The 18,766-nt window shown below is 43.5% G+C and carries 17 protein-coding genes; 9 read left to right on the top strand and 8 right to left on the bottom strand.

Going from position 1 to position 18,766, the window contains the following annotated elements; translation table 11 throughout:
- The first annotated feature begins 145 nt into the window (after positions 1–145).
- The 6 genes from OQX64_RS04300 (at position 146) to OQX64_RS04280 (ending at position 3,198) form a co-directional block, all read left to right on the top strand.
- Positions 146–364: a hypothetical protein gene (locus OQX64_RS04300; protein WP_265817788.1), complete on the top strand. Its 219-nt coding sequence runs from the start codon at positions 146–148 to the stop codon at positions 362–364.
- Positions 310–492, top strand: a complete 183-nt coding sequence (locus tag OQX64_RS22400) for a rhodanese-like domain-containing protein (protein ID WP_322974936.1) — start codon at positions 310–312, stop codon at positions 490–492. The genes OQX64_RS04300 and OQX64_RS22400 overlap by 55 nt, the downstream gene beginning before the upstream one ends.
- 90 nt (positions 493–582) lie before the next feature.
- Positions 583–1,143 (top strand): YeeE/YedE family protein, encoded by a 561-nt coding sequence (locus OQX64_RS04295; protein WP_265817787.1) that lies wholly within the window; start codon positions 583–585, stop codon positions 1,141–1,143.
- A 10-nt stretch (positions 1,144–1,153) separates the two neighbouring features.
- Complete coding sequence (locus tag OQX64_RS04290) at positions 1,154–1,567, top strand: DUF6691 family protein (protein ID WP_265817786.1); 414 nt, start codon at positions 1,154–1,156, stop codon at positions 1,565–1,567.
- Positions 1,568–1,663: 96 nt separating this feature from the next.
- Positions 1,664–2,746: a c-type cytochrome gene (locus tag OQX64_RS04285; RefSeq protein ID WP_265817785.1), complete on the top strand. Its 1,083-nt coding sequence runs from the start codon at positions 1,664–1,666 to the stop codon at positions 2,744–2,746.
- On the top strand, positions 2,743–3,198 hold the full coding sequence (locus OQX64_RS04280) for a DsrE family protein (RefSeq protein ID WP_265817784.1): 456 nt from the start codon (positions 2,743–2,745) through the stop codon (positions 3,196–3,198). The genes OQX64_RS04285 and OQX64_RS04280 overlap by 4 nt, the downstream gene beginning before the upstream one ends.
- Positions 3,199–3,781: 583 nt before the next feature.
- On the opposite strand, the gene OQX64_RS04275 is transcribed toward OQX64_RS04280, so the two are convergent.
- Positions 3,782–4,516, bottom strand: a complete 735-nt coding sequence (locus OQX64_RS04275) for a hypothetical protein (protein WP_265817783.1) — start codon at positions 4,514–4,516, stop codon at positions 3,782–3,784.
- Positions 4,517–5,060: 544 nt separating this feature from the next.
- Positions 5,061–5,438 carry a winged helix-turn-helix transcriptional regulator gene (locus OQX64_RS04270; protein WP_265817782.1) on the bottom strand — a complete coding sequence of 126 codons (378 nt, stop codon included), beginning with the start codon at positions 5,436–5,438 and terminating at the stop codon, positions 5,061–5,063.
- Positions 5,439–5,522: 84 nt separating this feature from the next.
- Here OQX64_RS04270 and OQX64_RS04265 point away from each other — a divergent pair, with 84 nt between their 5' ends.
- Positions 5,523–6,068, top strand: a complete 546-nt coding sequence (locus OQX64_RS04265) for an NAD(P)H-dependent oxidoreductase (RefSeq protein WP_265817781.1) — start codon at positions 5,523–5,525, stop codon at positions 6,066–6,068.
- 172 nt (positions 6,069–6,240) lie between these two features.
- Positions 6,241–7,425 (top strand): hypothetical protein, encoded by a 1,185-nt coding sequence (locus OQX64_RS04260; protein ID WP_265817780.1) that lies wholly within the window; start codon positions 6,241–6,243, stop codon positions 7,423–7,425.
- Between the two features lie 88 nt (positions 7,426–7,513).
- On the opposite strand, the gene OQX64_RS04255 is transcribed toward OQX64_RS04260, so the two are convergent.
- The 5 genes from OQX64_RS04255 to OQX64_RS04235 all read right to left on the bottom strand — a co-directional run bounded on the left by OQX64_RS04255 (position 7,514) and on the right by OQX64_RS04235 (position 16,293).
- Positions 7,514–9,505 carry an FAD-dependent oxidoreductase gene (locus OQX64_RS04255; protein ID WP_265817779.1) on the bottom strand — a complete coding sequence of 664 codons (1,992 nt, stop codon included), beginning with the start codon at positions 9,503–9,505 and terminating at the stop codon, positions 7,514–7,516.
- 2 nt (positions 9,506–9,507) lie between these two features.
- Entirely contained in the window at positions 9,508–11,187 is a 1,680-nt protein-coding gene (locus OQX64_RS04250) for a RagB/SusD family nutrient uptake outer membrane protein (RefSeq protein ID WP_265817778.1), read from the bottom strand.
- An 11-nt stretch (positions 11,188–11,198) separates the two neighbouring features.
- Positions 11,199–14,507, bottom strand: a complete 3,309-nt coding sequence (locus OQX64_RS04245; protein ID WP_265817777.1) for a TonB-dependent receptor — start codon at positions 14,505–14,507, stop codon at positions 11,199–11,201.
- Positions 14,508–14,583: 76 nt separating this feature from the next.
- The gene (locus OQX64_RS04240) at positions 14,584–15,714 is read right to left on the bottom strand and encodes a FecR family protein (protein ID WP_265817776.1); all 1,131 of its coding nucleotides are present in this window, start codon (positions 15,712–15,714) and stop codon (positions 14,584–14,586) included.
- A gap of 42 nt (positions 15,715–15,756) precedes the next feature.
- Positions 15,757–16,293 carry an RNA polymerase sigma factor gene (locus OQX64_RS04235; protein WP_265817775.1) on the bottom strand — a complete coding sequence of 179 codons (537 nt, stop codon included), beginning with the start codon at positions 16,291–16,293 and terminating at the stop codon, positions 15,757–15,759.
- A gap of 164 nt (positions 16,294–16,457) precedes the next feature.
- On the opposite strand from OQX64_RS04235, the gene OQX64_RS04230 reads away from it, so the two are divergent.
- A complete protein-coding gene (locus OQX64_RS04230; protein ID WP_265817774.1) occupies positions 16,458–17,024 on the top strand; it encodes a hypothetical protein in 567 nt (188 codons plus the stop codon).
- A 108-nt stretch (positions 17,025–17,132) separates the two neighbouring features.
- On the opposite strand, the gene OQX64_RS04225 is transcribed toward OQX64_RS04230, so the two are convergent.
- The gene (locus OQX64_RS04225; RefSeq protein WP_265817773.1) at positions 17,133–18,758 is read right to left on the bottom strand and encodes a RagB/SusD family nutrient uptake outer membrane protein; all 1,626 of its coding nucleotides are present in this window, start codon (positions 18,756–18,758) and stop codon (positions 17,133–17,135) included.
- Between the last annotated feature and the right edge of the window lie 8 nt (positions 18,759–18,766).

Raw genomic sequence — 18,766 nt, 5'->3', positions numbered from 1 at the left:
TGATCATAACTGTTTTACGGCAAACAGTAAAAAACAGGTTCCGGGGGAAGAGCACTGAGATCACAAAGAATAGTATTGGTGAAGATGAACAGAAATTTTGATGGGATACTTTAGTATACCTATCTTTAAAATCCAAAACACCAAAATGAAAGATACCACAGTAGCCGTATACATTAACCGTCTCTTCCCACAATTTGAACCTGCACTAAGGGATATCCTTAATGAAAATGCCTTGCTTAAAGATTTTCGGGGAGGAGATATGTTGATGCAGACCGGGCAGAACATGCGTTCAATGAAAACTTTGAGGATCTGGATACGAACCAAACTTACTTTGTTCATTGTGCCGGCGGTTACCGATCTGTAATTTTCAACTCCATCATGAGGGCAAGAAGATACCATAACCTGATCGATGTGGCCGGTGGGTTTAAAGCCATTAAAGAAAATAGTCCTATCCCTACCACTGCATTTGTATGCCCAGATACCCTGAAATAAATCAATGGTCAGCTCAGGTCTATACCAGTGCTGACCTTGTCCCTTTAATGGGCAAACTCGAAAATACCCTTATAATATTTAATTTAAAATATGATGATTGATTTTATTAAACAACCCTGGCCCTGGTATTTTTCGGGTATAATGATCGTGTTGATCATGCTGATATTGCTTTTTTTTGGCAAGTTATTTGGCTTCTCTGCTAACCTACGCACCATTTGCAGTATGGCAGGAGCAGGAAAAAAAGTAAAGTTCTTCGATTTTAAGTGGAAAGATCAGGTTTGGAACCTGATGTTCTTAGCCGGTTCTATTTTAGGCGGGTTTATCGCTACGCATTACCTGAGCGAACCAGCGCCAATCAAGCTCTCTGCAGCAACTATTGCCGATTTAAAACAATTGGGGGTAAAATTTGATGGTGGCCTGAATCCAGCTGATCTCTTCTCTCTCGAAGCCATGAAAGATTTAAAAACACTCGGCATCTTACTCATTGGAGGACTGCTTGTAGGTTTTGGCTCCCGCTATGCAGGCGGATGTACATCAGGCCACGCCATATCCGGGCTCTCCAACCTGCAGCTACCTTCACTCGTTGCGGTAATTGGTTTTTTTATAGGAGGCCTGATCATGACTTTTCTGATCATGCCATTCATCTTCTAAACCCACAACAATGAAATTTATCAAATATATTCTGGCCGGAACACTTTTCGGCATCATCATGACCAAATCTGAAGCTGTTTCCTGGTACAGAATACAGGAAATGTTTCGTTTCCAGTCCTTCCACATGTATGGAATTATCGGTACTGCAATCGTACTTGGTGTAATCGCTGTATTGCTCATTAAAAAATTCAAGATCAGGGATATCTCCGGAAATCCAATCCGCTTTCATGATAAAGATCAAGCGTACCGCAAATACCTGATGGGAGGAACCATTTTTGGTTTAGGCTGGGCACTAACTGGCGCATGTCCGGGGCCAATGTTTGTTAACCTCGGTAGCGGATATGCCGGGATGGCAGTGGTTATCCTGGGTGCCCTCCTCGGAACATATTTATACGGTGTGATGAAAAACAAGCTGCCACATTAATGATTAAACATCACCCGATGACAAAGCTTACTATAATAATAGACCAGAACGAGCCAAGTCACGTTATATCAATTGGTGAGAAATAGGATTTACCAGATGAAACCTGAAATAAACGCTGAAGAAAAGCTTAAGGCCTTTTCAAGTCTTGGAAAATATCTGTCATGGATCGGATTGATATCCGTTGGCATGATGTGTTGCCTGGTTCTCTTGTTAACAGGCTTTCATTTTCCGAAAACGCTTTACACGAATACAAACAATCAATTATCTTCAAAAAACCAATTAAAGCCTGAAACTGGCCGAGTTGCAGGGCCTGGCTATTGGATGGCGCCTGACACCATTAAAATACAGGATAAACCCGATGCAGACCTGATCAGATATGGGAGAAATTTAATGGTGAATACGGCATCTTATTTAGGGCCGCAAGGTACAGTAGGAAAGCTCGCAAATGGTATGAATTGTCAAAATTGCCATTTGGATGCAGGAACCAAACCTTTCGCAAATAATTTTTCCGTTTTTTATGTAAACTATCCAAAATGGAGCGTAAGAAGCTGCAGAAAAGAAGAAGCTTTTGAACGAATTGATGAGTGCTTTGAGAGAAGCATGAACGGGATGGCACCAAAAAGAAATTCAAAAGAAATGCAGGCCATGTTGGCCTATTTAAAATGGGTTGGAGAAAAAGTAAGTTCAGAAACGCCACTTGCTGATCATTCGGTAAAAAAAGTTCCCTATTTAAATATTCCTGCAGATCCGATCAAAGGAAAAATTGTGTATACTTCCAAATGCATGAGCTGCCATGGTAGCGAAGGTAAAGGAATGGCAGCTCCAGGCGGAAAAGATTATATTTACCCACCCCTTTGGGGGCCTGACAGTTATAATGATGGTGCGGGGATGTTCAGGCTTGGAAATTTTGCTGGTTTTGTCAAGAACAATATGCCTTATGGTTCAACTTATCTAGATCCGAATTTAAGCGACGAAGAGGCCTGGAATGTGGCGGCATATGTAAATGCGCAGCCTAGGCCTCATCTTAACCCGAAAAATGATTATAAAGATATCTCAACAAAACCTATCGATTATCCTTTTGGGCCATATGCAGATGCTTTTAGTGAGAAACAACATAAATATGGGCCTTTTAGTGAAATAGCAAAACAACACCCTTTTAAAAACAAAAAGATAACATGAAAAAATTATTAATCTTCGTTTCCTTTATTTTAATTACAGCCATTTCTTCGGGCCTGTATGCACAAGAAAAAGCTAATAACTATGTGGGCGCCATCGCAAAAAAGAAAACGTATAGCGCCCTTTATGTACTCAATAGTGCCGATGAAAAACACATCTCTGCGACACTTAGGAATATGAATAATGCCCTGGAAGATCCAAGATTAAAGGGAAAATTAGCATTAGAATTGATTGCTTTTGGAGATGGCGTGGCGGTTTACCTCAAAGATGGAAAATTTCTTGATCAGCTTAATTTACTCAGGAACAAAGGTGTGTGCTTAGCACAATGTGAGAATACCATTCGTGAGCGCAAAATTGATAAATCGGGTTTGTTTGATTTTATAAACTATGTACCCAGTGGTAATGGAGAAATAATCATCCTTTCGGCAGAAGGCTGGGCAATTGTTCATCCCTAAAATCGCCTGTTAAGCGTATACATAGATCAGCATAGTCATGATCTAACGCCTCTTCATGGTTACCTTTTTTTCTGCGTCCTGCTGCTTCATGATACGTATTGATTGTTATTTTTCTTGTTTATTTAGCCTAAATTTTATCCATTAAAATGCTAATTTTCTTGGTTTAAAGTCTTTGATGTGAAATTCAAGCTGAACGGTATCATCCCAACCCTATATTTTCTCAATGCATGGCTTGATTGATGTTTTTTTGATTTGAAAGGCCAAATTAAAATCAGCATTTGTGGCATTTCTAAAATTTATCATACCTATAGATATTTTATACATTAGCTACCATCAACCAACTTTTAACTTTTTTTTTGAAAAGACTAAAAGATTTCCCACTTCAACATCCAAATATACAGCTATTTGTACAGCGATAATAAAGTATTACCACAAACCCCCACAGGCCATACACTGTTAGTTAAATCATTAGGCTAACATATGGAAAGAAGACAATTTATGGCTAAATCCGCGATCAGCTCCGGAAACGACTTATCTGGCACTTTTTATCTACATCATAACTTTCTCCCAGTATATGGAATACTCAATAGCTATTTCTGAATAAATAATAAAGTTTTTTGACCTTTCCAAAATCCTGCTCACCGGCTCTCGTAAAATAAGTTTTAAATAATTCCTGAATTTTAATTGCTGAAATCCTTCCTGAACGTCCTGGACAATGTACTTCATAAAAGATAGGAGAATAAAATTTCAGGTCTTTAATCCCATCTTTGGTAATCAGCTTAAACAACGGGCCACCTCCATCAAATAGCTGAACAGGATTTTTACCTTTCACTATAGGACAACCCTCGCCATCTATCGCATCATCTTTAATATGCCATATTTGTTCGTTCATCAGGTCTTTCCAGAACGTAGTTAAACTTTGCTTATCAACAACCATAACTTTTAAAAGCGTATTGATTGAGGGTGCCTGATCAATTGCCGTGTAATTTACACGTGCAATGGCTTTTGCAAATGCTTTTGGTACATCAACATGGGGTGTTTCAATTAAATTCCGATATCTGTAGGTATACATATTAATGGTATCACCTTTCTTACTTACAATGAAGTAATCGGGATATTCATAAATATTTTGAAGGTGTGATAAAACGATTGTGCTATCAGCATTTTTTTCAAAAAAATCAAATAACGGCGCAGACTGATGTTTTTGGGCATAAACATCAACTACATTCAACGTATTAAAGCATATTACAATCAGTAATAATACCAGCTTTAAATAATTTCTATTTACAAATGGTTGTTCCGGCATGATAAGCATCATAATCTTTATATTTAAGATAACGGTAAGATAGGTCTTCTTTTGTTATGGAGATACCGGATCTACCCAAAGGAATGAGATCATCCATGTTTTTATTGGTCCATGATGGCGAATCTTGAACACCGCTCCAAACCAGGCTATATGCATCCTCAAGCGTTAGACCATATGTTTTCTTCGATATTGCTTCGACTTTCCTTCGGGAAAATGGCCTTTAAAGCACCATGAGCCGAACAAACCTCGAACAACTGTCGAACAAGTGCCATTCAACCAGACAAATCAGGACAATTCCCGACATTGCCCGGTGCCTCTGTGGTATTAAAAGATCTGTCTTTTACCTTCACCCTGCCATCATATGGTGAACAACAGATTTTAAGTATAGCAGAAATAAAGTCATTTGAAAAGGAATCCCGCGTGAATGCTTCTTGAACCGGTAGCCGGTATAGTTAAACCAGCCTAAGTTCATTGGAACGAAAATCTTCAATCTCCCCCTGCTTAGGCCATGGAGATGAAAACAGTTAAAACTTAAGGTGATGCAGATGGCTGAAAGCTATCTGGCAGATGTCACAAATTCCCCTTTTTCGGATGCAATCTGATTTCCCCATGTCGTAATGGTGTCTAATACCGGCAGGAATGTTTTTCCAAAATCGGTCAGGCTGTAAATCACTTTAACGGGCGGCTTTTCGCCATATACTTGTCTGCTGACCAGGCCATCTTTCTCCAGCTGTTTTAACTGCAAACTTAAGGTCATTTCAGTAATGTGGGGTACCGCTTTCCGAAGTTCATGATAACGTTTTTCGCCATCTTTCAGGTGATACAGAATAACGGCCTTCCATTTACCCCCTATTAAATCCATCGCCAGGCTTACCGTACAGGGATAAATTTTTCCTTCTAATTTAATCGCATCAGCAATACATTCTGTTTTCATTAGATTATTTTTAACCTATCGTTTTGGATAGTTATTGCAAATCTAATCTACTACAGATAGTTTTGCAACTATAATTATGATAGTATGGCATTAATCATTTTAGCACACCCTAATTTCGAAAAATCTTTTGCCAATAGCGCAATTATAGCGGTATTGAAGAACAGTAACCTGGAATTGGAAATCAGGAATATACATGATTTGTATCCAGATTACAATATAGATGCAATAGCAGAACAAGAGGCATTATTGCGACACCAGACTATCGTTTTCCAATATCCCATTTATTGGTATAACATGCCGGCTATTTTAAAACAATGGTTTGATGTGGTTTTCGACTATCAGTTTGCCTACGGCTCCAGGGGCGACAAACTCAAAAACAAAAACTTCCTGCCCAGCTTTACCGTTGGCGCACCTGAAAATGAATACCATACACTGGGCGACCATCATTTTAGGGTTTATGAATTTTGCAAAAACCTGGAACAGACAGCTTACTATGCACAGATGAACTATATCAATCCCATTTATTTCCATGGAACATCTTTAGCCGCTGGTTACACAGCGGATGAGGTAAGAGAAAAAGCTGAAGCACATGCCCGTAAGTTGGCGGCTAAATTGACTGAATTGGATTAATAGACAAAAGTTATTATTTTAAGGAATAAAGAAGATTTTGGTAGGTGTTGTGCAATTAACCTGGCCAAACAGGCTTTTTATTAAAAAGAATGCGGAGACATTTTTTATTAGGGTGCAACGATAAATACAATAAGTTGTCCTATCTTAAACTGTATTCATTTCAGGTTGTATTATGGGGAGATATCCATTGTTGATTTTTATATTTTTATGTTTTTTTAATACGGCTTTCGGGCAGGACGATCCCATTCAAGCAGCTACTTATCATTTCCAGGTTAAAGAGGGCCTATTCACCGGCAACGGATCAGATACGCTTAAAAAGTATATTCAACAAGCCCAGTTCTTCCTCATTGGAGAAGAACATAACATGAAAGCATTACAGGATTTTACAACGGCCATCATCCCCTTTCTTAAAAGCAGCGGATATCAAAACCTTGCGCTCGAAATCGGGCCGTTTTCCGCAGAAAAAATAAGGGTGATGTATCAAACCAAACAAACCATCACCGATTTTAATACCAGATATGATTCTGATGTCAAAGGATCACCTTTTGGCTTTTTTGAAGGGAAGGAAGAAGAACAATTCAGCAACCAGGCCTTTAGAAACGGATTCAGGCTCTGGGGCCTGGATTTTGAAAATTATAATGCAGCACTCTTTATCCTGGATGAGCTCTACAGCTTATCAAAAAAAAGCAGCGAACTGGATCGCTCGTATCAAGCTGCCCGACAGCTCGTGATTGCAGAATATGCAAAGGATAGAAAGGATCAGACATACAATCTTCCCGGGAATCTGCTGCATGCCGCAACTGTACAAGCTTTTTTTAAGCGGGTAGCCACCACACCCCAAGCTAGGTACATCATCAGTCAGCAACTGCGCTCGTGGCACATATACGATGCGCAAAGCCGGAAGAACTGGTATGCCAGGGTTAAAAATATGAGAGATAATTTCATGCTGCACTATAACCGGGCACTGGAGACGAATAAAAATCCAAAAGTATTTGTTAAAATGGGGGCTGTGCACCTGGCGCGGGGAACCAGTTCCAGCGGATTTGAGGAAGTGGGACAGCTGATTGATGAATTAGCCAAAAAGAATAAAAAGAAAGTTTTTTCTGTGATTTCATTTGCGCGGTACCGCATTGATGCCCAAGGTAAACTGGTGGATTTACTGGAAGAAGCAGATGCAGAACTGCTCAAATATACCACTACAGCTAGCTGGAGCCTGATCGATTTAAACCGGTTAAGAAATGATGCAAAGCAGGGAAAGCTGAAGCTTTCTGAAGCGATGCGATCTTATATGGAACACTATGATATGATGCTGATTCCACCCGCCACCCCATCCATGACCCCAAATGTTCATCGTTAGTGGCAACCTGATCCGGAAACTATGCTTCAGATAGTCAATAACAGGAGCCGCGATCGTATGGCTCCTGTTATTCATATGTAATCAGGCTTTATTTGGAAGCCGCAACAAGCAACACCGCATCTGCCGCCACTTTTTCCCCGTTGCCTGTAATTTCCACGTAGGGTTTTCCATTTCCGGAAAAAATGTAGTCGCCCAGCTTTACCCATTCGCCGGAGGTCTGCCCCACTACCTTCACATCATCATCCTTTATGGCCACTTCCTGAAGCCTTTTTCCGTCAAATACTTTTACAGCGGTGACCGCCTTTCGTTCCGGAAGCTTGGCATAATAGGTGTAGATTTCGTAACGGCCTTTAATATTCAGATCGGGATAATAACGGATGAAGCTGCTGCTGTCGGTATGGCCGTCAGACAGGAAATAATCCGGGCCGTAACCACCCCTTTTTTGTACTGACCACTTCCCGGATACTTTTACCCTGGAAGAATCACTGTTGTCGATCAATACATCCGGTGCACTGCCATCAGCCAGCGGATTTTCCTTCAGCTGACGCTGAAGAGCGGCCACATCAATCCGCTGAACCGCTGATTTTCCGTCAATTGCCTTTACCGCGGCAAGGGCAGCAGATTGTCCCAACACCATAAATACCGGCTCCATACGAATGGAACCATAGGCAATATGGGTGGCAGAAAGACAAACCGGCACCAACAGGTTGGCTGCCTCTTTTTCTTGAGGCGTAATGGCCCGGTAAGCAATGGGATAAGGGCCAAAACCACCTTCTTCTACGTTGCCTTCATTTTTAACCATGCCATTTACCACCAGCCGCTCGCAGTTATGAGAATCCATGGTGTACGCCGCCATGCCGATGCCGTCCTGTACCATTTCCCGGCCTTCACAATGGTGCTGGGTCATCACCAGCGCACCTTTCATTCGCCTGGCTTCGCGCACGTAAAGCTGATGTGTCCAGTTTTCATTATCCATATACTCATCCTTGGGATATCCCCACTCGTTCATCTCTGCCCGGATGTGTTCCGGAATGCGCGGATCATGGCCCACAAAGTAAAGTAAACCCTTGGTATAATCGGTATGGGCCGACCATATTTCCTGCCGCTTCCGGTAATCTGCATCCGGATAATCCCAGTTCATGCCGATCATATCCGTCGAAAATCCGTTGCGGTTATTGATATCCGTTTTTTGGTTGGGCATCCTGCTCCAGATGAACACATCCTGTAATGATTTCCAGGTTCTTTTTTCCATCTGGCGGATCAGCAGTTCGTAACGCTCGGGCTGATAATGGGCCGGTTTGGTGATCGGGATCCGGTTTTTGGGGTCGTTACTGAGGCAAATCCTGAAATTGTAGGCTTGTACCTTATTATCGCCACTTCCCTTTTCGGCCAACTGCCCCTTGGTGATACCCCAGAGCAAACCGCTTTTCGCATCGCCTTTAACTTTGTAAGGATCAATCCCATCCGGAAGCTGGTGACCATTGGTGAGCTGAACGCCGTTAAAGGTTTCACCGTAGGCGGTATTGGCTTCCCTTCCCACCACGTAGGAAACACCTGCCCTGGCCATTACATCGCCTTCATAAGAACAATCAATAAACATTTTCGCTTTCACGCGGCCAACCGAACGGGGACCGGTTGATTCGAGCAGGATTTCAGTAATCACATTACCCTGTTTTTTCACTGCGGTTACCCGGTGCTGGTACAATACGGGCACCTTTGCCTTTTTAAGGTAAGTATGGAAGATATCTTCAGCCACATGAGGTTCAAAAATCCATTGCTCAAATTGACCATAATGCTGCCCTACCCGCCTGTAGAAATCAAGCGCGATTCCACTAATGGCGTATTTATTCCCGATATCAGTTAAGCCCAGTCCGCCGGAACTCATTCCACCCACGTGTTTTCCGGGTTCAATAAGCAATACCGATTTTCCGTATTTAGCGGCGGTATAGGCGGCCACTACCCCTGCTGAGGTAGCACCGTAAATACAAACATCATAACTTTTATATAAGGTTTGCTGTGCCTTCAGGCTGTTCAAAGTGATCAGCAGACCTAAAACGGTCAATTTGATTTTATTGCTCATCTTTAATATTTAGGGTTTTGAATCAGTTTCGGGTTGGTGACGGTTTCAATGTTTGGAATCGGCCAAAGGTAATCTCTGCCGGTATCAAACACCCGGGTTTCAATCACCCGCATATCTGCCCGGTTGGCCACGTTGTTATAATTGGCGAGGCCGTTTTCATCGATCTGTGGCGGACCGGCCAGCAGGCCTCTTTGTACCCGGCCATAAAAATTGCCGGTCATGGCTTTATCGGCAATGCGCCATCTTCTCAAGTCAGACAGCCTGAGCCCTTCCATCGCCAGTTCATACAAACGTTCCTTACGCACCAGGCTTCTGAATGATGCGGTGCTTTGTCCGGCCGGGATAAGGGGCATGTTCACAGTGGGTCTGGCCCTTACCAGGTTAATGGCATCATAGGCCGACTGGTCAAGCTGGCCAAGCTCATTTTTGGCTTCGGCATAAATTAACAGTACTTCGGCATACCGGATCTGGATCACATTGATCTCTGAATTACTGCGGTCGGCCTTATCATCCAGGTCGACATATTTTTTCCAGCAATAACCGGTAAAGGTGGCAAAGGCATTCAGTGCATCCTGGTTATCCACGCGTGTGGCCGGAGTAGTATTGTAATTCCAGCATTTTACGCTATCGCGATGGGTTTCAAACTGGTAGTTGTAAAAAACAGAACCCGGCACCGCAATGGTGAAGGTAAGCCTCGGGTCTCTGTTCTTGTATGGTGCTTTCGGATCAAACAGGGGCGACTGGTCGATGTTAAGACCATCGGTGCAGGGATATACATCAACCAGCGATTGCGAGGGCACTTTATTGGTAAAACCCAGTCCGTTTCTGGAAAGCAGCGCATTTGGGGTGGAATGTGTTTTCGTTCTGGATGCCTTGAGGTACTGGAAAGCCCAGATGATTTCAGGAGAGCTTTGCCCGGCATAAGAAAACAGTGTGCCGTAGTTATTGTGCAGGCTATATATTTTCAAATCCATGACGGCCTTTGCCGCTTCTGCAGCCTCTGCCCACCTGGCATTGTTTAATGCCGTTCTGGCTTTAAAAGCCAGGGCCGTACCCCTCGTCGCCCGCCCTACATCAGCACCTGAATGATTAAGTGGCAAATCTGCAGCGGCTTCTGTAAACTCTTTTAATATAAATTCCACAATAGCTGCCTTTTCTGTTTTGGCTACCTGGGCAGTTTCGAGTGTGAGCACATTGGTGATCAGGGGCACACTGCCGAAATAATCGGTCAGGTACTGGTAGGTATAAGCCCTTATAAAACGTGCTTCAGCCTTTGAGCGGTTGTAGATGGCCACCGTGGATTTGTCCTTAACCTTGTCAATATTATCGAGGATGAAATTACATTTTGCAATGACCTTGTAGGCTTCTGTCCATACGCTGATCGCCAGACCGTTATTGCTGTCCTGGTTTCCTTTGCCCAGGCTTTGTAATGGGCTGTTGTTGCGGTCCCAGCCGATATCCGTACCATTATCCAGGAGCAGGTTCAACGGCATGTTATCCAGCGGAGTGTAATTGGCATAACGGTATAAACCATTCACCGCCAGTACGAGTTCGTCCTGATTGCTGAAATAGGTTTCATCAGAGGGGCCACTCAACGGTGTTTTATCCAGATAATTTTTCTGGCAGGATGATAATCCGAGCAGTAAAAAAACAATGATCGAACAGTATATTTTATTTTTCATGTGTGTTAAAATTAAAAAGATGCTTCTAAACCAAAACTGTAAACCTTTACCTGCGGATAGATATTTCCGGCACCCACAGGGGCCTCTACGTCATATCCCTGCCAAAAGCGATCGAAAGAGCCCAGGTTTGATCCATTGGCAAAGACCCTGATCCTTTTCAACGCCACCTTCTGCGCGATGCTCACCGGAAGGGTATAACCGATCTGAACATTCTTTACCCGCACATAGGATGCATCTTTCAGGAAATAGGTAGACACCTGTTCGTTATTGGTTTCACCAAAGGCCAGCCTGGGGTATGCGGCATTTGGATTGCCGGGTGTCCAGCGGTCTTTATTGTCCTCGCGGATGGTTCCACCGATGGCTCCGCCCACATTAAAAGGCAAGATACCAGGCCCCGCCAGATAACCATTGGCCTTGCCCACGCCCTGGATCACCACTGAAAAATCAAAGCCCTTGTATGAACCGCCCAGATTGGTGGCAAAGGTATAGCGTGGAATGGTGCTGCCCATCACGATCTTATCTGATTCGTTGATGATATTGTCGCCGTTCTGATCAACATATCGGATATCACCTGCCTTAACTGATCCAAATTGCTTGGCATGGGCAGCCACCTCGGCATCAGAAGCAAACAATCCATCTGCCTGGTAACCAAACAGGGAAGCAATGGGATAACCTTCCCGGTTAACAGTTAAACCAGTCTGATTAATTCCCCGCATGTCGATAATCTTATTTTTCACATCGGAGATATTGACACTCACATTGTAATTAAATTCGTTCAGCTTTCCCCGGTAAGCAAGTCCCAGCTCCCAGCCGATATTATCCACCACCCCTGCATTCTGGTAAGGCTTTTCAAAGCCCACAATTAAGGGGATATCCAGCGGTAACAGGATGTCGCTCGTTCTTCTCCGGTAATAGTCGGCCGTGATGTTCAGGTTCTTAAAAAGGGTCAGGTCCAAACCAATATTTTTTTCTTCGGTACTTTCCCATGAAATGAGCTTGTTGGCCAGGGTATTTAAGGCCGCCGTATTCACAATCTGCTTTCCAAGTGTATAAGATTCCAGTAAAATGGTGGTAATGGAGGGATAGGTACCGATGTTCTGGTTACCCAGTTTACCCCATGATACACGGAGTTTAGCCTCACTGATTACATTTTTTAAACCGGCCATGAAATTTTCTTCCGATATGCGCCAGCCTGCAGAAGCAGAAGGGAAAAACCCATATTTATGACCGGCCGAGAAACGGGAGGAACCATCATAACGGGCATTGATTTCCAGGAGGTATTTATCCTTGTATACATAGTTAAACCTGCTGAACAGTGATTGCAGGGCCCATTCTTCTTCACTGCCGGTAGCCTGCTGGTTTTGAGCAGAGCCGGCATTCAATACCGGGTAATCAGGCAGGATATAGGTATCTCGGTAAGCATTGGTCCATTGGTTAAAATAATCTTCCCTTGATGCTCCGGCCAGTAATTTTAGGTTATGATCGCCAAAAGTTTTGGAAGCCGTTACCGTTGCACGCATATTGTTAAAAAAAGACTGACTGTTATATTGCGTTAATGAACTGAGTGCAGGCGTTAAATAGCTGGTGGCCCCATTGGGCAGGTAGGACTGAATGGCTTTCCGGAAATTTTTAGATGAAGATAAGGCATACTTTGGCGAATAAACGGCTTCCATTTCTAACCATTCAACAGGCTTATAATTCAGTGCTGCGTTAATGCTGCCAAAAGGTGCATTGGTACGGTTAGCTCCCCCTTCTTTACCGGCTGAAATGGGATTGAATCCATTCCATCCCACCCCCCACTGGCCACTTTGGTTCACCCCGATCTGATTGGCCGGAATACTGTTCATCCATTGAAAAATGGCATCAGAAGTTGCTGAAGGATCAGTGGTGATGGCATTGACGTACTGAAGATCTATCCTGGCCTTCAACTTATCTGAAAAAGCAATATCCGCATTACTTCTGATGGTATATCTTTTGAAACCCGAATTTTCGATGATACCTTTCTGGTCAAGTAACCCGAATGAACCCAGCAGCTTTACCTTTTGGGTGCCGCCCTGTATAGTTAAAAAATGACTTTGCTGCAAACCCGAGCCGGTTAAGGTTTCTTTCTGCCAGTCAGTATTTGGGTAAAGATCAGAACTGGCGCCATTCTGCTCCCGGTATTTCTGAATAAGTGCGTCAGAATATAGAGCGGTACGACCAGTATTGACGTAGGCCTCATTGGTTAAAAGCATGTGGTCAAGCGCATCCACCAGATCGGGCATATTGGTCGGCTCCTGCCAGCCGATGTAATTATTATAGGAAATGCTGACCTGATCAGCAGCGGCTCTTTTTGTGGTAACGAGGATCACACCATTGGCTGCCCTTGAACCATAAATAGAGGCCGACGCAGCATCTTTTAAAATGGAGATAGATTCGATCAGGTTTGGATCAATATTATTCATACTGCCCTCAATCCCGTCAATCATCACCAGCGGGTTAGGATCGCTGACTGTTCCGATTCCCCTGATCCGGATGGTGCCGGCATCTCCACCCGGACGACCGGAACTTTGCGTTACCGTTACACCGGGTGCCATGCCCTGCAGGGCAGCTGAAGTTTGTCCGGCAGGTCGCGCAGCCAGGTCTTTACCTGAAACCTGCGAAACGGCCCCCGTTAAATTCACTTTCTTCTGAACACCATAACCTACCACCACTACCTCATTTAAATTTTCATTCAGGGGAAGTAGTTTCACGTTCATCTGGTTATCCGTTCCTACCGGTATTTCCTGTGGGGTATAGCCCACATAGGAAAAAATCAGGATATCGCCGGCATTGGCATTGATCTTATAGCGGCCATTCTGATCACTAACCGTTCCGCCGCTGCTACTCCCCTTGATCTTGATGCCTGCACCTGGAATAGGTGATCCGTTTTCATCTGTGATTACACCGGTTTTATCTTCTACTTTGGGACTGCTCAAGGCTGCCGGTTTGCTCGGTTCAGGGCCTGGCTTTGGAGTGGCCTTTTGCAGAATAATATACTGTTCTTTAATTGTCCAGTCGAGCCCCTTTCCCTTCAGGCTGACATGCAGAACCTCATTTAATTCGGCCTGCTTAAAGCTGATGGTGATTTTCTGTGCATCGTCAAGAATTTTATTGCTGTAGAAAACCGTCAGCCCGGTTTGTGCTTTTATGCTTTTAAATACTGAGGCAAAGGTGATGTTTTTGCCTTCAATGCTGATTTTCCCGATGGCCTGCGATTGTGCGCCCGTGGCCAGGGTAAAAAGCAGCATCAAAATAATTGGCAGGCAAAGCCGACCCCTTCGGGTAAGATTTTTTTTCATAACAGTTAAAAGTTTATAAGTGGTTTTGCATAAGATGCAACTTTAACTGAAACGGGTGAAGAGCGGGACAAAAAAATTATTTAAAAGTCAGCACACCATTTTTAAGGGTGGCCTGAATGCCCGAACTGAGCTCCAGGTTGGAGATGACCACCTCCAGCGGCAAGCTTTTGTTGATCTCGCCCGTAAAGGTTTGTCCGGCCAGATCAGGCTGCAGGAAAACCACCTTCACATCAAACCAACGCCCAAGCACCTGAGCAATGTCGCCTAAGGAGCGGTTGTGGAAATTATAAAGGCCCTTGCGCCAGGATAACAGTTCCTGGGCATCAAAAGGTTGTTTGGTTAAGCCATCCGGGGTGGCATTCACCTGTTCACCGGGTTTTAAATCAATGAGCTGCCGGTCTTTTACCGCCGATACTGATCCTTCTACAAGTGCAGTAGAAAAGCTTCGCTGATCATAAGCATTTACGTTAAAGGAAGTACCATGAACCTGAACATCGGCAAATGCTGTATGCACTATAAATTTTCGTTTCTTTTCATGTGCCACTTCAAAATAAGCCTCACCGGTTAAATAAACTTCCCTGATCTGCTGATTAAAGTTATAGGGAAATTTCAAAGTAGAAGCCGAATTCATCCACACTTGTGTACCATCTGGCAGTTTTATCTTATAGTCTTTAGTGGCCGGAACATATAGCGTAGCCTGATCTGCGTCAGTGGCCTGATCTGCATAATAAGTCAGTTCATTTGCTTTGGCTTGTCCGCTTAAACCATCCTGGTTAATGTGACGGTCAGTGTTGAGTTCAATCGTCCTGCCGTCGCTGGTTTTCAGGTATACCTGATTAGTTTGGATAGCTGATGGCGAAGGACCATGACTACTGCCTTTTTCTGCATAAAAATGCCATACCAACGGCATACCGATCAAGAGCGTGGCAGCAACAGCAATGTATTTTAAATTCCGGTAAAAAAGTGGTTTTGTTTTTTGATCCTCCAGTTTTGGACTCAGCTTTTGCCATGCTGCTTTTTCATCCAGCGATGATAAAAATGTTGCGGCTCCAGGCTTATCCATTTTCACTTTCAGCTTCAGCCAGTATGCTTTAATTTCAGGAATATCAGCGATTGCTTTTTCTGCAATTGTATCATCGCCATCACTGATCGTTCCCGCCATTTTTTCAAACAGAAGCCCTTTAATATATTCCTCTTTATATTCCATCGATAATTGATAGATGCATTTATGTTTAAATTAGGTGAATGTTTATCTGAATGAAATCAATTTTTCCTGCAACATTTTAATGGCGAGTTTCAGGTGTGTCTTAACAGAGTTGACAGATAAACCCATTTCTGTTGCGGCTTCTTTATATTTTTTATCTTCCAAATATACCAGTTGAAAAGCTTTCTGACGTTGCGTGGGTAGTTCTTCCAGCGCATACTGAATCATTTTTTCATGCTCCACATCTGATAAAAATTCTTCGTCTGTAATCAAATCAAGTGTATGGGTATATTCATCCAGCCGCTGCTGATCGGTTTTTCTTTTTCTGAGGCACATGAGGCATTGGTTATGTACCGCCTTAAACAGATAAGCCTTCAGCGCCGTATTGACAGAAAGAAACTGTGATTTTTCCCACATGGAGATGAAAAGGTTCTGCACCAGATCTTCCGCCTCCATTTCATTCTCGAGCATGAGGTATGCTTTTAAAGCCAGCGCCTTATAATATTTTTTGAACACCAGTTCATAAGCCGATTGATTGCCATTTTGGAGGTCTTTTAATAAAATTTGGTCAGGAATCTCCATTAATACAGATTAAAGCAGGGTTAAATATATACTTTGATCATGAAAATTACAACTACAGCATTAAGTTTATCCATCGCCTTTCAGGTGAGCAAAAGCAATGGCTGCCGGTTATACGCCATATTTTTATATTTTAGCTGCGCATTTACTGTAAGCAAAAACCCGATATGATTAAAATCCGCATACCAGATACCTTACCGGTTTTTAAAAGTTATTTACTGATCATCCCGCTGATGTGCGCCCTCGCCTGCCGCGATACCTCAACCCAAAAAACAGCAACCAGAACGCCCGCAGAAAGCAGCATTCCAGATCGCATCAGGTCAGCGGAAAAAGCAGTTGAAGTGCCGAAAGCAAGGCCTCAACCGGATACCATCAGGAATATGGAAACCACCAGGATGACTGAAGCGGCTTTTCAGAAGGCAACTGTTAGCCTTCGCGACAGCCTATTGCGGGTATATGGAAACATCAGGGCTGATTACCGGATCTTCGGGTATGAACAACCCGATACCAATTCCAGGAAACTTATATTTTTTTCTGTGTTTACCACGGATGTGGAGAAAAACCCTTACCAATGCCCGTATGGTGCTTATTATGCCACATCGGATATGCCACACACCACCATCAAATATATCGGTGATGCCGGTAATTTTATCAAAGCCAACCTGATCCAGGCAGAAAAAGTAGAGAATTCGCTTTATATCCGGAAAGAATGGGTGGAATTTGAAAAGCAATAAAAAGAAGAACAGCCAGGGAAAAGGACTGTTGCTCCTCGCGACCTGCTATTTTTAAAGAAGGTTAGTTAAGGGCCATCCGGAGACGACCCATAAACTAACCAATGTATGTTAATAACCAGGATTCTGTGTTAACACCGCATCCTTGTTCAGCTGAATTTCATTTAAAGGAATAGGCAATAGCAAAGCCTTTGAAGTTAAACCTGTAATGGGTTTGACCGCATCATTTGCATTCAGACGGAGCGCCCGCTCTACCAGTGTGCCAGTTCTCATCAACGTCATTCTCCTGTTTTCTTCTCCGATCAGCTCCCTGGCACGCTCGTCCAGGATAAAATCTTTGGTCATCTCCGCTGCCGTTACCTGTACAGCATTTGCCCTTGTTCTCAGCACATTAATGCTGGCAGCGGCTTCTGTGGTTTTACCCTGCGCCACCTGTGCTTCAGCCAGCAGCAGATAAGTTTCGCCCAGGCGCATTAAAATAAAATCCTTCACCATGGCATAACCAAAGGTATCATTCGGATCGAATGCGCCCCATTTGGTGGTGCTCGGGCAAATATTAATTAAAGTATCCGGACCGGTAAAAGGCACCTGTTTACCATACCTTGCGGCATAAATCGGATTAGGATCATTGTAATAGTATTTACGGCGGATGTTATACTGTGAATTGCGGATATCATTGCCTTTATACAGGCGGTACAAAACCCAGTTGCTCAAACGTAAACGACCAATGGAACGGCCACCCAGGGAATCTGCCACAGTCATGCCGGCAATGTTGTAATAAGCTGCACCCCAAACCCGCCTTTGCTGCGGGCTGTCGGTAATACCACCCACTACGGAAGCCGGATTTTCCTGCTCTAACACCCAGATGGCTTCGGTATTGCCCTGCGATCTTCTTTGATTACCATACTGAAACATATCAGCATAATAATCTCCGGGCTGGCTGGTTTTAACACCGTAGCGATTCCTGATCAGGCTAAACCTGCCACTGCTGATGATCGCCTGGGCCTGCTGCTCGGCTAAATCTGGTTTTCCAATTCTTAAATAAACCTCTGCTAAAAGCTGCATGGCCATAAATTTATTGGCCCTGCCATACATTTTACCTTTGGTATTGGTTTTTACAGATTCAATATCAGGAAGATTGGCCGCGGCAAACACTAAATCTGACACGATGAAATTATTTACATCGGTGATGGGTGCGCGGACAAAATCGATTTTCGGACCGGATAAAGCATGTGTAATTAAAGGTACCCCTCCGAATAGTGTTGCCAGGTTATTATAGGCATAAGCCCTGAAAAATTTAGCTTCGGCACTGATCTGGTTTTTGCCTCTCGCACTGATGGTGCTGGTGGCAGGGTTTTCAATCCCGTCTACAATGATATTGGTTAAATTCACCATAATGTAGTTTCTGTTCCAGGTACGGGCCGCACCATTATCTGTAGGCGTTAACGTTTCATAATTGTAATAAGGAATTTCGACGCCCTCCTGGTTATTGGTGGCATTGGCCACATCGGTTCCGACTTGCCACACACTCGGCCAACCTTGCTTATCGCTCCATGAAAAAATGGTGCTGGTATGGTTATATAATCCAATTAAGGATGCCTCAAAGCCCAATGAATCCGTAAGCGTTAATGGTGTATAGGCCGAAAATGGTTTCTCATCCAGGAAAGCTTTTTTACAGGAGGAAAAGGCAAAAAACAATATGGATAAGGAAGTGAGTATGATGATATTTTTTTTCATGATGATAA

It is taken from the genome of Pedobacter sp. GR22-10, from assembly GCF_026239715.1.
Classification (GTDB): Bacteria; Bacteroidota; Bacteroidia; order Sphingobacteriales; family Sphingobacteriaceae; genus Pedobacter.
Note: the sequence above shows the minus strand (reverse complement) of the source record. Positions and strands in the feature narration are given on the sequence as shown.